The organism is Achromobacter sp. DMS1 (assembly GCF_001270295.1).
The window spans coordinates 1-15,095 of the sequence record NZ_LHSJ01000170.1; the positions used below are offsets into that span (position 1 = coordinate 1).

At 68.6% G+C, this 15,095-nt stretch carries 17 protein-coding genes and 4 pseudogenes; 10 read left to right on the plus strand and 11 right to left on the minus strand.

What is annotated here, in order from left to right; all coding sequences use genetic code 11:
- The 10 genes from hisC to tatB all read left to right on the plus strand — a co-directional run.
- Nucleotides 1-1,071 (plus strand): histidinol-phosphate transaminase (gene hisC, locus AD428_RS17900; protein WP_053246079.1); only part of this gene is annotated, 1,071 nt, incomplete at its 5' end.
- Between the two features lie 12 nt (nt 1,072-1,083).
- Nucleotides 1,084-1,671, plus strand: coding sequence for an imidazoleglycerol-phosphate dehydratase HisB (gene hisB / locus AD428_RS17905; RefSeq protein WP_053246080.1), 588 nt, complete (start codon nt 1,084-1,086; stop codon nt 1,669-1,671).
- A gap of 32 nt (nt 1,672-1,703) precedes the next feature.
- Nucleotides 1,704-2,399 (plus strand): imidazole glycerol phosphate synthase subunit HisH, encoded by a 696-nt coding sequence (gene hisH / locus AD428_RS17910; protein ID WP_053246081.1) that lies wholly within the window; start codon nt 1,704-1,706, stop codon nt 2,397-2,399.
- A 52-nt stretch (nt 2,400-2,451) separates the two neighbouring features.
- On the plus strand, nt 2,452-3,192 hold the full coding sequence (gene hisA, locus AD428_RS17915; RefSeq protein ID WP_053246082.1) for a 1-(5-phosphoribosyl)-5-[(5-phosphoribosylamino)methylideneamino]imidazole-4-carboxamide isomerase: 741 nt from the start codon (nt 2,452-2,454) through the stop codon (nt 3,190-3,192).
- Nucleotides 3,189-4,007: an imidazole glycerol phosphate synthase subunit HisF gene (hisF, locus tag AD428_RS17920; RefSeq protein ID WP_053246083.1), complete on the plus strand. Its 819-nt coding sequence runs from the start codon at nt 3,189-3,191 to the stop codon at nt 4,005-4,007. Before hisA ends, hisF begins: the two co-directional genes overlap by 4 nt.
- A gap of 149 nt (nt 4,008-4,156) precedes the next feature.
- Nucleotides 4,157-4,561 (plus strand): phosphoribosyl-AMP cyclohydrolase, encoded by a 405-nt coding sequence (hisI, locus tag AD428_RS17925; RefSeq protein WP_053246084.1) that lies wholly within the window; start codon nt 4,157-4,159, stop codon nt 4,559-4,561.
- Nucleotides 4,558-4,908, plus strand: a complete 351-nt coding sequence (locus AD428_RS17930) for a phosphoribosyl-ATP diphosphatase (RefSeq protein WP_053246085.1) — start codon at nt 4,558-4,560, stop codon at nt 4,906-4,908. The genes hisI and AD428_RS17930 overlap by 4 nt, the downstream gene beginning before the upstream one ends.
- A 19-nt stretch (nt 4,909-4,927) precedes the next feature.
- Entirely contained in the window at nt 4,928-5,296 is a 369-nt protein-coding gene (locus AD428_RS17935) for a histidine triad nucleotide-binding protein (RefSeq protein WP_053246086.1), read from the plus strand.
- A gap of 14 nt (nt 5,297-5,310) precedes the next feature.
- A complete protein-coding gene (tatA, locus tag AD428_RS17940; protein WP_053246087.1) occupies nt 5,311-5,538 on the plus strand; it encodes a Sec-independent protein translocase subunit TatA in 228 nt (75 codons plus the stop codon).
- 88 nt (nt 5,539-5,626) lie between these two features.
- A partial coding sequence (tatB, locus tag AD428_RS25360; protein ID WP_235490805.1) for a Sec-independent protein translocase protein TatB occupies nt 5,627-5,965 on the plus strand: 339 nt, incomplete at its 3' end.
- Nucleotides 5,966-6,026: 61 nt separating this feature from the next.
- On the opposite strand, the pseudogene hisD reads toward tatB, so the two are convergent.
- The 11 genes and pseudogenes from hisD to AD428_RS17995 form a co-directional block, all read right to left on the minus strand.
- Nucleotides 6,027-7,332, minus strand: a pseudogene (gene hisD, locus AD428_RS17945) (histidinol dehydrogenase).
- 50 nt (nt 7,333-7,382) lie between these two features.
- Nucleotides 7,383-8,057 (minus strand): ATP phosphoribosyltransferase, encoded by a 675-nt coding sequence (hisG, locus tag AD428_RS17950; RefSeq protein ID WP_053245842.1) that lies wholly within the window; start codon nt 8,055-8,057, stop codon nt 7,383-7,385.
- A pseudogene (gene murA / locus AD428_RS17955) lies at nt 8,054-9,320 on the minus strand (UDP-N-acetylglucosamine 1-carboxyvinyltransferase). Before murA ends, hisG begins: the two are co-directional and overlap by 4 nt.
- On the minus strand, nt 9,320-9,565 hold the full coding sequence (locus AD428_RS17960; RefSeq protein ID WP_053245844.1) for a BolA family protein: 246 nt from the start codon (nt 9,563-9,565) through the stop codon (nt 9,320-9,322). The pseudogene murA and the gene AD428_RS17960 overlap by 1 nt, the downstream one beginning before the upstream one ends.
- A 5-nt stretch (nt 9,566-9,570) precedes the next feature.
- Entirely contained in the window at nt 9,571-10,383 is an 813-nt protein-coding gene (locus tag AD428_RS17965) for an ABC transporter permease (protein ID WP_053245845.1), read from the minus strand.
- Complete coding sequence (locus tag AD428_RS17970) at nt 10,380-11,192, minus strand: ABC transporter ATP-binding protein (protein ID WP_053245846.1); 813 nt, start codon at nt 11,190-11,192, stop codon at nt 10,380-10,382. The genes AD428_RS17965 and AD428_RS17970 overlap by 4 nt, the downstream gene beginning before the upstream one ends.
- A 135-nt stretch (nt 11,193-11,327) precedes the next feature.
- Nucleotides 11,328-11,958: pseudogene (locus tag AD428_RS17975) on the minus strand (MlaC/ttg2D family ABC transporter substrate-binding protein).
- Between the two features lie 17 nt (nt 11,959-11,975).
- Nucleotides 11,976-12,842: an MlaA family lipoprotein gene (locus AD428_RS17980; protein WP_082308481.1), complete on the minus strand. Its 867-nt coding sequence runs from the start codon at nt 12,840-12,842 to the stop codon at nt 11,976-11,978.
- 69 nt (nt 12,843-12,911) lie between these two features.
- On the minus strand, nt 12,912-13,415 hold the full coding sequence (gene mlaD, locus AD428_RS17985; RefSeq protein ID WP_053245848.1) for an outer membrane lipid asymmetry maintenance protein MlaD: 504 nt from the start codon (nt 13,413-13,415) through the stop codon (nt 12,912-12,914).
- Between the two features lie 15 nt (nt 13,416-13,430).
- A pseudogene (gene mlaE, locus AD428_RS17990) lies at nt 13,431-14,218 on the minus strand (lipid asymmetry maintenance ABC transporter permease subunit MlaE).
- The gene (locus AD428_RS17995) at nt 14,215-15,048 is read right to left on the minus strand and encodes an ABC transporter ATP-binding protein (RefSeq protein WP_053245854.1); all 834 of its coding nucleotides are present in this window, start codon (nt 15,046-15,048) and stop codon (nt 14,215-14,217) included. The pseudogene mlaE and the gene AD428_RS17995 overlap by 4 nt, the downstream one beginning before the upstream one ends.
- Nucleotides 15,049-15,095: the final 47 nt, after the last annotated feature.

The window sequence follows — 15,095 nt, forward strand, 5'->3', positions numbered from 1 at the left end:
ATCGCCGGCACCGTGCGGGCCGACATCCGCGCGCTGGCCGCCTACCCCGTGGCCGACTCCGCCGGCTGCATCAAGCTGGACGCCATGGAATGTCCCTACGCGCTGCCCGAGGCCGTGCGCGAGGACATTGCCCGCGCCGCGCGCGACGCCGCCCTGAACCGCTATCCGCCGGCGGGCGAGCCCGCCCTGCGCGCAGCGGTGCGCGCCGCCTTCGGCGTGCCCGACGGGGCCGGCCTGCTTTTCGGCAACGGCTCCGACGAGCTCATCCACCTCATCGTCCAGGCGTGCTGCCAGCCGGGCGACGCGGTGCTGTCGCCCTGGCCCTCTTTCGTGTACTTCGACATGGCGGCGCGCTTCGACCACGCCCGCTTCGTGGGCGTGCCGCTCGCCGAAGACCTGTCCCTGGACCTGCCCGCCATGCTGGCGGCCATCCGCGAGCACCGGCCCAAGGTGGTGTTCCTGGCCGTGCCCAACAACCCCACGGGCGGGCTGTGGGCCGACGAGGACATCGCCGCGATCGTGCGCGAGGCGCCCGGCCTGGTGGTGCTGGACGAGGCCTACCAGCCTTTTGCCGGCCGCACCTGGATGGGCAGGGTGCTCGACGCCCCCAATACGGTGGTGATGCGCACGGTGTCCAAGATCGGCCTGGCCGGGCTGCGCTTCGGCTATCTGGCCGGCCATCCGGCCTGGATCGCCGAGCTGGACAAGGTGCGCCCGCCCTACAACGTGGACGTGCTCGCCCAGGCGGCCCTGCTGGCCGTGCTGCGCCACAAGCCGGCGCTGGACGAACAGGCCGCGCGCATGCGCGCCGACCGCGAGCCCCTGGCCGCGGCCCTGGCGGCCCTGCCCGGCGTCAGGGTGTTCCCGTCCGCCGGCAATTTCGTTCTCGCCCGCTTTTCCGGCAAGATGGACGGCAACGCCGTGCATCTTGCCTTGAAAGCGCGCAAAATACTGGTTCGCAACTTCTCCCGGGCCCACCCCCTGCTGGCCGGATGCCTGCGCATCTCGGTGGGCGCCCCGGCGGAAAACGCCGCCCTGCTATCGGCCCTGCAAGACATCCTCAGCGCCTAATCGAGTCCCGACATGCGTACCGCAGAGATCACCCGCAACACCAACGAAACCCGCATCCGCGTCGCCGTCAATCTCGACGGCACCGGCAAGCAGACCATCGACACCGGCGTGCCCTTCCTGGACCACATGCTGGACCAGATCGCCCGCCACGGCCTGATCGACCTCGACATCAAGGCCGAGGGCGACCTGCACATCGACGCGCACCACACAGTGGAAGACACCGGCATCACGCTGGGCATGGCCATCGCCAAGGCGGCGGGCAACAAGGCCGGCCTGCGGCGCTACGGCCACGCCTACGTGCCGCTGGACGAGGCGCTCTCGCGCGTGGTGGTCGATTTTTCCGGCCGCCCCGGGCTGCACTACAACATCCCGTTCACGCGCGCGCGCATTGGCGATTTCGACGTGGACCTCGCCCGCGAGTTCTTCCAGGGGCTGGTCAACCACGCCCTCATCACCCTGCACATCGACAACCTGCGCGGCGAAAACGCCCACCACCAGTGCGAGACGGTGTTCAAGGCCTGTGGCCGCGCGCTGCGCATGGCCCTGGAGGTCGACCCCCGCATGGGCGACACCGTGCCCTCCACCAAGGGCGTGCTGTAGCCGCCTTTCCGCTTGCGACCAGGTATTCCGAAGTGACCACTATTGCCATCGTCGATTACGGAATGGGCAATTTCCATTCCGTCGCACGCGCGCTCAAGTACGCCGCCCCCGATGCAGACATCCGCATCTGCAGCCAGCCCCGGGAAATCGAAGCCGCCGACCGCGTGGTGTTCCCGGGCCAGGGCGCCATGGCGGACTGCATGCGCACGCTCAATGAATCCGGCCTGCGCGAGGCCGTGGTGCGCGCCGCGCGCAGCAAGCCCCTGCTGGGCGTGTGCGTGGGCGAGCAGATGCTGTTCGATTCCAGCGAAGAGGGCAACACGCCCTGCCTGGGCATCTTTCCCGGCGTCGTGCGCCGCTTCCGCGGCCCGCGCTTCGCCGATCCCATCCTCGACACCGACGCCTGCGCGGCCGACGCGGGCCAGGCCGGCGCCGCGCCCGTGCGCGAAGAGCGTCTGAAGGTGCCGCACATGGGATGGAACAAAGTCCGGCAAACGCGCTCTCATCCCATCTGGGAAGGCATTCCGGACGAAACCCATTTCTACTTCGTCCATAGTTACTACGCCGACCCGGCCGATCCGGGCCTGACCGTTGGTGAAAGCGATTATGGCGTCGCCTTTACCTGCGCAGTGGCGGCAGCTAACATTTTTGCGGTGCAGTTCCACCCCGAAAAGAGCGCCGAGCACGGTTTGCGCCTGTATCGCAATTTTGTAGACTGGCAGCCGTAGCCCCTCGCGGCCGCGCGCGCCAGCCCATTCAACCCACCAATTTTTCGCTACCATGCTGCTGATCCCCGCCATCGATCTCAAAGACGGGCGCTGTGTGCGCCTGCGCCAGGGCGACCTGGACGATGCAACGGTGTTCTCCGAAGACCCGGCCGAAATGGCCGCCCGCTGGCTCGACCAGGGCGCCCGCCGCCTGCACCTCGTCGATCTCAATGGCGCCGTCGCCGGCAAGCCCAAGAACGAAGCGCCCATCAAGGCCATCCTCGACGCCGTGGGCGACGAAATCCCCGTGCAGATCGGCGGCGGCATCCGCGACCTGGACACCATCGAACGCTACCTCGACGCGGGCATCTCCTACGTGATCATCGGCACCGCCGCGGTCAAGAACCCCGGCTTCCTGCAGGACGCCTGCGGCGCCTTCCCGGGACAGATCATCGTGGGCCTGGACGCGCGCGACGGCAAGATCGCCACCGACGGCTGGAGCAAGCTCACCCGCCACGACGTGCTGGACCTGGCCAAGAAGTTCGAAGACTACGGCTGCGAAGCCATCATCTACACCGACATCGGCCGCGACGGCATGCTCTCGGGCGTCAACGTCGAAGCCACGGTGCGCCTGGCCCAGCACGTGCGCATCCCCGTGTTCGCCTCCGGCGGCATCGCCGGCATCGCCGACATCGAGGCGCTGTGCGCCGTCGAAGACGAGGGTGTCGAAGGCGCCATCCTGGGCCGCAGCATCTACGAAGGCACGCTCAACTTCCAAGAGGCGCAGGCACGCGCCGACGAACTGGCAAAATGACCCTCTCCAGCAGTGCCCCCGGGGCCGGCGCGCCCGCAGCCAGCGCGCTGACCCGCCGCATCATCCCCTGCCTCGACGTCACCGCCGGACGCGTCGTCAAGGGCGTGAACTTCGTCAACCTCACCGATGCGGGCGACCCCGTCGAAATCGCCCGCCGCTATAACGAGCAGGGCGCCGACGAGCTCACCTTTCTCGACATCACCGCCACCAGCGACGGCCGCGACCTCATCCTGCCCATCATCGAGCAGGTCGCCTCGCAGGTGTTCATCCCGCTCACCGTGGGCGGCGGCGTGCGCCAGGTCTCCGACATCCAGCGCCTGCTCAATGCGGGGGCGGACAAAGTCAGCATCAACAGCGCGGCCGTGGCCAATCCGGAACTGGTGCGGGCCGCGGCCGATTACCACGGCTCGCAGTGCATCGTCGTGGCCATCGACGCGCGCCGCGTGTCGGCCGAAGGCGAGCCCGCGCGCTGGGAAGTCTTCACCCACGGCGGCCGCAAGGCGACGGGCCTGGACGCCGTGGCCTGGGCGCGCCGCATGGCCGCCTACGGCGCCGGCGAGATCCTGCTCACCAGCATGGACCGCGACGGCACCAAGTCCGGCTTCGACCTGGCGCTCACCCGCGCCGTGTCCGACGCCGTGCCGGTGCCCGTCATCGCCTCCGGCGGCGTGGGCAGCCTGCAGCACCTGGCCGACGGCGTGACCACCGGCCGCGCCAGCGCGGTGCTGGCGGCCAGCATCTTCCACTTCGGCCAGCACACGGTGGCCGAGTGCAAGCGCTTCATGGCGGCGCGGGGCATTCCTGTGCGGATGTGAAGGCCCACCCCGGAAGCGCCTGCGGCGCTTCCCTCCCCGAGGGGCGCCTCAGGCGGGATTCAGGTTCGTTGGCGGGGATTGCCGTAAGATTATGAAACTTGCTTTCCTTTGCGTCGCCGTGCGGCCCGGAAAGATTTTGGACTACTGACATGAGCAACGCACCCGCCTGGATGGCCGAGGTCGCTTTCGACGACGACGGCCTGATTCCCGCCATTGCCCAGGACGCCGAGAGCGGCCAGATCCTGATGGTGGCCTGGATGAACCGCGAGTCGCTGGCCGAGACGGCCGCCACCGGCCGCGCCGTGTACTGGTCGCGCTCGCGCCGGCGCCTGTGGCGCAAGGGCGAGGAGTCCGGCCACGTGCAGACCGTGAGCGAACTGCGCCTGGACTGCGACGGCGACGTGATCCTGCTGAAAGTGCGCCAGGAGGGCGGCATCGCCTGCCACACCGGGCGCGTGAGCTGCTTCTACCGCCGGCTGGACGGCCAGGGCGCCGACGCCGCCTGGACGGTCGTGGACCCGGTGCTCAAAGACCCCGAACTCATCTACAAATGACGCCTTCCGAATCCCACGCCAGCGACATCCTCGCCCGTGTCGCCGACACCCTGGAAACCCGGCGCCCCGAAAACGGCGGCGACCCGCAGTCCTCGTACGTAGCCAGACTGCTGTCCAAGGGGCCCGATGCCTTCCTGAAGAAGATCGGCGAAGAGGCCACCGAGCTGGTCATGGCCGCCAAGGACGGCAAGCCCGACCGCATCGTGAGCGAAACCGCCGACCTGTGGTTCCATTGCCTGGTGGCCCTCACGCATTTCAAGCTGCGCCCCGAAGACGTGCTGGCCGAGCTGGCCCGCCGCGAAGGCCTGTCCGGCCTGGCGGAAAAGGCCGGCCGCCCGCAAAACTGACCCCGGAATCCGCAAGAAAATGAGCGAGAACTGTATCTTCTGCAAGATCGCCGCCGGCGACATCCCCTCCAGGAAAGTCTACGAGGACGAAGACTTCGTCGCATTCCATGACATCAATCCGGCCGCGCCGGTGCACTTGCTGGTGATCCCTCGACGTCATGTCACATCCATGCAGGATATTACGGGGGAGGACGCCCCCTGGTTGGGTAGAATGATGACATTGGCGCCCCGGCTGGCCGCGGAAAACGGCTGCACGCCGGGCCCCGATGGCGGATTTCGCATCATGATCAACTCTGGCGCCGAAGGCGGCCAGGAAGTCCCGCACCTGCATTTCCACATCATCGGCGGCCCGCGTCCCTGGAAAGGGCGCGTGGCTCCCACTGCGTAATTCGGAGAACCGTCATGGGTAGCTTTAGCATCTGGCATTGGTTGGTCGTTCTGGTCATCGTGGCGCTGATTTTCGGCACCAAGAAACTGCGCAATATCGGCTCCGACCTGGGCGGCGCCGTCAAGGGCTTCAAGGAAGGCATGCGCGAAGCCAACGACGACAAGCCCGCCGAGCCCATCGCCCAGCAACGCGTGTCGGGCGAGACCATCGACGTGCAAGCCAAGGAAAAATCCAATTCCTGAGGCGCGCGGGGCGTGCCGCCCCGCGCCATCCGCAGGCCCGCCGCCTTGAGGCGGGCCTTCACCGCCTTCCCTTCATAGCGGTCGCCGCATGTTTGATGTCAGCCTCACTGAACTGATGGTGATCGGCGTCGTCGCCCTGATCGTCATCGGCCCCGAACGCCTGCCCCGGGTGGCCCGCACCGTCGGCCACCTGCTCGGACGCGCGCAGCGTTACGTCAACGACGTGAAATCCGATATCCAGCGCGAGATCGAACTCGACGAATTACGCAAGTTCAAGAGCGAAATGGAAGACGCCGCGCAGGGCGTGCAGCAGTCGCTGCACCAGACCCGCGCCTCGCTGGAAGAGCCGGTGCAGCAGTTCCGCGCCGAACTGGACGAAGTCGCCCGCGAAGCCGGCGGCAAGCCGCCCGCCGTCGGGGCCGGCGATNCGGCCACGGCGTCGGCGAGGCCGTCGCCGCCCGGGAGGCCCGCGGGCGGCCGGGCGCCGCTCATTCCTGGTCCAGCCGGTATTGCGGCCGCTGGCGGCGTGGGCCTGCAGGCCCTCGCCCAGGGCAAGCTCGGCGGCGATGCGGCCCAGCGTCTGGGCGCCCGCGTGCGACACCTGGATCAGGCTGGAACGCTTCTGGAAGTCGTACACGCCCAGCGGCGAGGAGAAGCGGGCCGTGCGCGAGGTGGGCAGCACGTGGTTGGGGCCGGCGCAGTAGTCGCCCAGCGATTCCGAGCTGAAGCGGCCCATGAAGATGGCGCCCGCGTGGCGGATGCGCGCGGTCCAGGTTTCGGGTTGCTCGGTGGAGATCTCCAGGTGCTCGGGGGCGATCTGGTTGGCGATCTCGCAGGCTTCTTCGAGGCTGCGCACCCGGATCAGCGCGCCGCGGTTGGCCAGGCTCGTGCGCAGGATGTCGGCGCGCGGCATGGCGGGCAGCAGGCGCTCCATGGCGGCCTGGACTTCCTCGATGAAGGCGGCGTCGGGACAGAGCAGGATGGACTGGGCCAGCTCGTCGTGCTCGGCCTGCGAGAACAGGTCCATGGCGATCCAGTCGGCTGGCGTCTTGCCGTCGCAGATGACGAGAATTTCGCTGGGGCCGGCGATCATGTCGATGCCCACCACGCCGAAGACGCGGCGCTTGGCGGCCGCCACGTAGGCGTTGCCCGGGCCGACGATCTTGTCCACCTGCGGGATGGTTTCGGTGCCGTAGGCCAGGGCGCCCACCGCCTGCGCGCCGCCGATGGCGAAAACGCGGTCGACCCCGCTGATGGCGGCGGCGGCCAGCACGATGGGGTTGCGCGCGCCGTCGGGCGTGGGGGTGACCATGATCAGTTCGCGCACGCCGGCCACTTTGGCGGGAATGGCGTTCATGAGCACCGACGAGGGGTAGGCGGCCTTGCCGCCCGGCACGTACAGGCCCACGCGGTCCAGCGGCGTGACCTGCTGCCCAGCAGCGTGCCTTCGGCGTCGGTGTAGGTCCAGGTTTCGGCGCGCTGGCGTTCGTGGTAGCTGCGCACGTGTTCGGCGCCGCCTCCAGGGCGTTGCGCTGGGCGGCGGGCAGGGCCGCCAGGGCGGCCTCCCAGTCGGCGCGGGGAATTTCGAGGGCCGGGGCGCCGGCAACGTCCACGCGGTCGAAACGGCGGGTGTCTTCCAGCAGCGCGGCGTCGGCCTCGGGCGCGCACGTCGGCCAGGATGCCGGCGGCGGCGCGGTCGATGGATTCGTCCTCGGCGGCCTCGAAGGCCAGCAGCTTGGACAGGGCGGAAGCGAATCCGGGATCGCGGGAGTCGAGACGGTTTATGAAAGCCATGGCGTCATGGTACTAGCAGAGGGCCCGCGCGCGGGCGGCGGGGACGGGGGTCAGGCGTTGCGGGCGGCGGCCCGCTCGAAGGCGTCCAGCAGGGGTTGCAGACGGGCGCCGCGGGTCTTGAGCGCCGCCTGGTTGACGATGAGCCGGGAGGAAATCGGCATGATGCTCTCGACTTCGACCAGGTTGTTGGCGCGCAGCGTGCCGCCGGTGGAAACCAGGTCGACGATGCAGTCGGCCAGGCCGACCAGCGGGGCCAGTTCCATCGAACCATACAGTTTGATGATGTCCACGTACACACCCTTGGCCGCGAAGTGTTCACGGGCCGACTGCACGTACTTGGTGGCCACGCGCAGGCGCGCGCCCTGGTGCACGGCGGCCTCGTAGTCGAAGCCCTGCCGGGCGGCCACGGCCAGGCGGCACTTGGCGATGTTCAGGTCGATGGGCTGGTACAGCCCGCCGGGCTGCTGCGCCGCGTGCTCGATCAGCACGTCCTTGCCGGCGATGCCCAGGTCGGCCGCGCCGTACTGCACGTAGGTGGGCACGTCGGAGGCGCGCACGATGATCAGGCGCAGGGCCGGGTCGCTGGTGGGCAGGATGAGCTTGCGCGAGCTTTCGGGGTTCTCGGGCACTTCGATGCCGGCCTCGGCCAGCAGGGGCATGGTTTCTTCGAAGATCCGTCCCTTGGACAGGGCCAGGGTGAGGGGCGTGACGGGAGCGTCGCTCATGCCGTTTCCTTGCCGCTAACGCGTTGTATGTCGGCGCCCAGGGCGCGCAGTTTCACTTCCATGCGGTCGTAGCCGCGGTCCAGGTGGTAAATGCGGTCGACCAGGGTTTCGCCTTCGGCGGCCAGCCGGCGATGACCAGGCTGGCCGAGGCGCGCAGTCGGTGGCCATGACCTTGGCGCCCGACAGGCGCGGCACGCCGCGCACCACGGCGGTGTGGCCGTCGATGTCGATGTCGGCGCCCATGCGGCGCAGCTCCTGCACGTGCATGAAGCGGTTTTCGAAGATGGTTTCCACCACCACCGAGGCGCCATCGGCCACGGTGTTCAGCGCCATGAGCTGGGCCTGCATGTCGGTGGCGAAGCCGGGGTATTCGTGGGTGCGGAAGTCCACGGCCCTGGGGCGCGCGTCCATGCGCCCGCGCACCCAGTCGGGGCCGGTTTCGAGGGTCACGCCAGCCTCGGCCAGCTTGGACAGCGTGGCGCCCATGATGGCGGGGTCGGTGTGGCGCAGCAGGATGTCGCCGCCCGCGGCGCCCACCGCGCACAGGAAGGTGCCGGCTTCGATGCGGTCGGACACCACGCGGTGCGAGGCGCCGTGCAGGCGCTCCACGCCTTCGATCACGATGCGGTCGGTGCCGTGGCCCTGGATGCGGGCGCCCATCTTGATGAGCAGCTCGGCCAGGTCCACCACTTCGGGCTCGCGCGCCGCGTTCTCGAGCACGGTGCGGCCTTCGGCCAGCACGGCCGCCATCAGCAGGTTTTCGGTGCCTGTGACGGTGACCATGTCGGTACGGATGACGGCGCCCTTCAGGCGGCTGGCGCGGGCCACCACGAAGCCGTGCTCGATGCTGATTTCGGCGCCCAGCGCGGCCAGCCCCTTGATGTGCTGGTCCACCGGGCGCTGGCCGATCGTGCAGCCGCCCGGCAGGCTTACGCGGGCCTCGCCGAAGCGCGCCACCAGCGGGCCCAGCACCAGGATGGAGGCGCGCATGGTCTTGACCAGTTCGTAGGGAGCCTCCAGGTTGTCGACGCCGTCAGCCTGCACGGTGACCACGCCGTCCGCCGCGCGTTCGGCGCGCACGCCCATGCGCTCCAGCAGGCGCAGCATGGTGGCGGTGTCGTTCAGGTGCGGCACGTTGGAGAGCGTGACCGGCTCGGCGGTCAGCAGGCCGGCGCAGAGAATGGGCAGGGCGGCGTTCTTGGCGCCCGAGATGGCGACTTCGCCTTGCAGGCGGGGGCCGCCGGTGATGCGGAGTTTGTCCATTATTTGCCTGCCTGTTCGTATTCGGCCGGGGTGAGCGTGCGCATGGAGAGCGCGTGGATTTCGGCTTTCATGCGGTCGCCCAGCGCCGCGTAGACCATCTGGTGGCGGGCGATGAGCCGCTTGCCCTCGAAAGCCGTGCTGACGATGACGGCGTCGAAGTGCGAGCCGTCGCCCTGGACGTCGAGGTGTACACAGGGCAGGCCGTCCGCGATGTATTGGCGGACTTGCTCGGGAGTGGGAAGCATGAACGTCAGTTCCTGAGTTTGTAGCCGCGGGCCAGGAGCCGCAGCGCATAGAGCGACAGCGCGAGGAAGACCCCGCTCACCACCGCCAGGCTGCGCCATGGGGAGACGTCCGACACCGAGAAGAACCCGTAGCGGAAGCCGTCGATGGTGTAGAAAATGGGATTCCAGTGCGACACGCCCTGCCAGAACGGCGGCAGGGTATGGATGGAATAGAACACGCCCGACAGAAACGTGGCCGGCATGATCAGGAAGTTCTGAAAGGCCGCGAGCTGGTCGAATTTCTCGGACCACAGCCCGGCGATCAGGCCCAGCGTGCCCATGATGCCGCAGGCCAGCACCGCGAACGCCAGCACCCACAGCGGATGCTGCGGCGCCAGCGACACGAAGAACAGCGCCACCAGCCACACGCATACGCCCACGGCCAGGCCGCGCGCCACGGCCGCCAGCACGTAGGCCGCGAAAATGTCGCGATGCGACAGCGGCGGCAGCAGCACGAACACCAGGTTGCCGGTGATGCGGCTCTGGATGAGCGATGAGGACGGATTGGCGAAGGCGTTCTGCAGCATGCTCATCATCATGAGCCCCGGAATCAGGAACGCGGTGTACGGCACCGTTCCGTACACCGTGACCCGCCCTTCCAGCACGTGCCGGAACACCAGCAGGTAGAGCAGCGCCGTGATGACCGGGGCCGCGATGGTCTGGAAGCTGACTTTCCAGAAGCGCAGCAGCTCCTTGCGCAGCAGCGTCGGAAAGCCGGAGCCGGCATCCAGGCGGGGCTGCACCAGCGGCTGGCTGGCGGAAGCTTCGGCGGGCGTCATGAGGAAATCTCTTCGGGTTGCAGCGTGGGGGTGGGCGGGAGGTCGTCCTGGTGCATGATGCGGACGAAGGCGTCTTCGAGGTCCACCCCGCCCACGCGGGCGAGCAGCGCCTGCGTGGTGTCCAGCGCCACGATGCGGCCGCCCTTGAGCATGGCGATGCGCCCGCACAGGGCCTCGGCCTCTTCGAGGTAGTGGGTGGTGAGCATGATGGTGTGGCCGGCCTTGTTCAGCCGCGAGATGAACTCCCACAACGTGCGGCGCAGGTCCACGTCCACGCCCGCCGTGGGCTCGTCCAGCACGATGACCGGCGGGCGGTGCACCAGCGCCTGCGCCACCAGCACGCGCCGCTTCATGCCGCCGGACAGTGCGCGCATGTTGTTGTCGGCCTTGTCGGCCAGCCCCAGGTTGTGGAGGATCTCGTCGATCCAGTCGTCGTTCTTGCGCAGCCCGAAATAGCCCGACTGGATGCGCAGCGTCTCGCGCACCGTGAAGAAGGGGTCGTACACCAGCTCCTGCGGCACCACGCCCAGGGCGCGCCGGGCCGACTTGTAGTCGGCCACGACGTCGTAGCCACAGACGCTGGCCCGGCCCGAGGTGGCGCGCGCCAGCCCGGCCAGGATGGAAATCAGCGTGGTCTTGCCGGCGCCGTTGGGGCCCAGCAGGCCGAAGAATTCGCCGTGGCCGATTTCGAGGCTGACGTTGTCCAGGGCCTGGAAGCCGGGGCCGGGGGCGCGGCCGAGCAGCTTCTGCCACCCGCTTCGGCGCGGCGCGTAGATCTTGGAGACGTGTTCGAGACTGACGGCGGACATGACGGCAGTGAGGGCCCGGAAAAGAGCGAATCGCTCATTATATAAGCGCCGTACGGCTCGCCGTCCGATGGCCCCGGCGCGGACAGGGACGGAACGCCGGCGCGGGAGCCGCGGGCTCCCGCGCCGCGCCCGTGCTTACTGGTTGCGCTGGTTGAGCGCGTTGATCAGGCCGTCGATGCCGTTCTGGTTGATCTGTTGCGCGAACTGGTTGCGGTAGTTCTCGATGAGCCAGATGCCTTCGACGTTCATGTCGTAGATCTTCCAGCCGTGGGCGGTCTTCTCCAGGCGGTAGTCCACGCCCACCGGCTGGCCGTTGTCCTGGGTGATGAGGGTGCGCACCACCACGTCGTCGGCGTTGGGGTCGCCGCGCAGCGGCAGCATCTTGACCTGCGTGCCGGCCGTCACGCGCGTGAGCGCGCCGCTGTAGGTGCGCACCAGGGTGCCGCGGAAGGCTGTCGCCAGGGCCTGCTTCTGCTGGTCGGTGGCCTGGCGCCAGTAGCGGCCCGCCGCCAGGCGGGTGGTCTTCATGAAATCGACGTAGGGCAGGATGTGCTGATCGACCACCTGGTTGATGCGGGCGGTGTTGCCCGCCTTGACGGCGCCGTCGGCCTTGAGCACGTTCAGGGCCTCGTCGGCGGCGGCCTGCACGAACTTGTCGGGCGGGCGTTGGGGTCGGGTTTGGGCAGTGGGCGGCCGCGGCGGCGGCCAGGCCCAGCAGGCCGGCGACGAACAGCCGTTGCAACAGGGAAAGAGGGGAAAACCGCATGTAGGTATGCTCCTTGCTCACGTAGGGGGACGGCGGTCCGGCTTACCGCGGCGCCGAAACCGGGGGGGGCGCTTCCGGGAGGCCCGCTTCCGGGGACTCCGTCTTCGGGGCGCGGTTCCCGGGGCGGGCGCGGCGTCGTCCTCGTCGTCTTCGTAGTTGGGCAGCGTGGATTCGCTGTCCGTCTTGTGGCCCAGCACCATGGAGGCGCGGCGCTGCAGGTAGGCATCGCGCACGAAGCTGTACGGATCGAGCGCCACGCGGTCCACCGTGTCGGTCGCGTCCAGCAGGCTGGCGCGCGTGTCCACCACCTCGAGGCCCCACAGCGAGTTGCGCAGCGGCACGTTGTCGATGGCGCTCACGCCCATGTAGCCGTGTGCGCGGCCCTGCCAGTCGCCCACCAGGCCCACGCCGTCGCGCACCGTGGAGGCGCCGAAGAAGGGCAGCACCAGATAGGGGCCCTGGCCGAAGCCCCAGACGCCCAGCGTGGTGCCGAAATCGTTGGGGATCTTGCGGGCACCGTTGGCCGAGGCCACGTCGAAGCAGCCGCCCACGCCCATCGTGGTGTTGAACAGGAAGCGGCCCAGCGTGTTGATGAAGTCGTGGCCGCGGCCCTGCAGGAAGCTGTTGGTGCCCGACCAGAGGTCGTCCACGTTGTTGAAGATATTGTGCACGCAGGTGCGCACCGGCTGCGGCGTGACGTAGGTGTAGGCCTGGGCCACGGGCTTGAACAGCGCACGGTCCACGGTGTCGTTGAACTTGTACACGCCCCGGTTGAAGCCTTCCCAGGGATCGCGCGGGTCCGGATTCGAGGACGCGGCGCAGCCGGCCAGCAGCGCGCCGGCTGCGGCGACAGTGGCAACGCGGGAAAGAGCTTGCATTTTCATGATGTGGGGATCCCTATCGGTAATTTCTTATTCGTGTCGCTGCGCGCCGGCGCGGTCCGGCCTTGTTGTTCAGGGGGCCTTGGGCGCGGCATCGGCGCCGCCGCCCTGGCTGGTGCCCGACTTTTCCGCCGACCCGTACAGGAACTGGCTGATGAGCTGCTCCAGCACCACGGCGCTTTGTGTATAGCGGATTTTTCCGCCGTCGGTAAAGTTCTCCTCGTCGCTGCCGGCGGTCAGGCCCAGGTATTGCTCGCCCAGCAGGCCGGAGGTCAGGATGGCGGCCGAGGTGTCCTTCGGAAACTGGTACGCCTTTTCGAGGTCGACCGACACCACGGCCTGGAAGGTCTTGTCGTCGAAGGAGATGCCGGACACCCGGCCCACCACCACGCCCGCGCTTTTCACGGGCGCGCGCACCTTCAGGCCGCCCACGTTGTCGAAGTTGGCGGTCAGCGTGTAGGTGGGGGCGAAGGAAAAGCTGCTCAGGTTGCCGGCGCGCAAAGCCAGGAACACCAAGGCGGCCGCGCCCAGCAGCACGAACAGGCCCACCCAGAAATCGGTTTTTTCGCGTGACATGATTCGTTATCCGTTTCAGTTTCCAAACATCAGGGCCGTGAGCAGGAAATCCAGGCCCAGCACCGCCAGCGAGCCCACCACCACGGTGCGCGTGGTGCGCGGGCCACGCCCTCGGGGGTGGGGCGCGCCTGCCAGCCCTCGTAGAGCGCCACCAGCGTGACGGTGACGCCGAACACCAGGCTCTTGATGACGCCGTTGGCCACGTCGCTCCAGACGTCCACGCCATTCTGCATCTGCGACCAGAACGCCCCGGCGTCCACGCCGATGAGCGCCACGCCCACGACCCAGCCGCCCAGGATGCCCACCATGGAGAACACCGAGGCCAGGATGGGCATGGCGACGATGCCGCCCCATAGCCGGGGCACCAGCACGCGGCGCATGGGGTCCACGGCCATGACCTCCATGGCGGCGAGCTGCTCGCCGGCCTTCATCAGGCCGATTTCGGCCGTCAGCGAGGTGCCCGCCCGGCCCGCGAAGAGCAGCGCCGTCACCACGGGGCCCAGTTCGCGCACCAGGGACAGCGCCACCAGCAGGCCCAGGGCCTCCTCGGAGCCGTAGCGGTTCAGCGTGTAATAGCCCTGCAGGCCCAGCACGAAGCCCACGAACATGCCGGACACGGCAATGATGAGCAGCGAATAGTTGCCGATGAAGTGGATCTGCTGCGACACCAGGCGGGGCCGCGACAGCGCAATGCCGCTGCGCGCCAGCATGGCGCCGAAGAAGCGGGTGAAGTAGCCCACGCCGCTTACCTGGGCGCGGGCCCAGCCGCCCAGCGCGCCGATGGTCTTGAGGGGGCCGCTCATGCCTTGCCTCCTTGTTGCGACAGCCATTTCCGGAAAGCCGGCGTCTCGGGGTAGTGGAACGCCACCGGGCCGTCCGGCTCGCCGCGCAGGAACTGCTGCACGTAGGGGTCGCCCGAGGCCGAGAGCACGTCGGGCGTGCCGGCGGCCTTGAGCTCGCCCTGGCCCACCAGATACACCTGGTCGGCGATGGCGAAAGACTCATGCACGTCGTGGGTGATCAGCACCGAGGCACAGCCCAGCCGGTCCGCCAGGTCGCGGATGAGGCGGGCGGTGACGCCCAGCGAGATCGGGTCCAGCCCCGCGAAGGGCTCGTCATAGAGAATGAGCTCGGGCTCCAGCACCACCGCGCGGGCCAGCGCCACGCGGCGCGCCATGCCGCCCGATATCTCGGACACTTTCAGGTGAGCGGCCGCCCGCAGGCCCACGGCGTCGAGCTTGTCGAGCACGCGCTCGACGACTTCCGCGTCGCTGGCGCGCGTGTGCTCGCGCAGCGGGAAGGCCACGTTTTCGAAGACGTTGAGATCGGTGAACAGCGCGCCCTGCTGGAACAGCACGCCCATGCGCTGGCGCAGGGCCTGCAGTTCGGCGGCGCCGGCCTGGCCGATGTCCTGGCCGAAGACCACGACCTTGCCGCGCTGCGCCTGGATCTGGCCCGTGGCCGCGCGCAGCAGCGTCGTCTTGCCGGAGCCGGATCCGCCCATGATGGCCACCACCTGTCCGGCCCGGACATCCATGGAGATGCCGCGCAGCACGGTGAAATCACCGTAGCCGAGCGCGACGTCGTGCAGGCGCAGGGCGAATTCCGAAGTGCTGCGGGAGTGAGCGGGCATGGACAACGATAGGGGTTCCAGTTCCGGGGACGGAGCAAGCCCCGCGG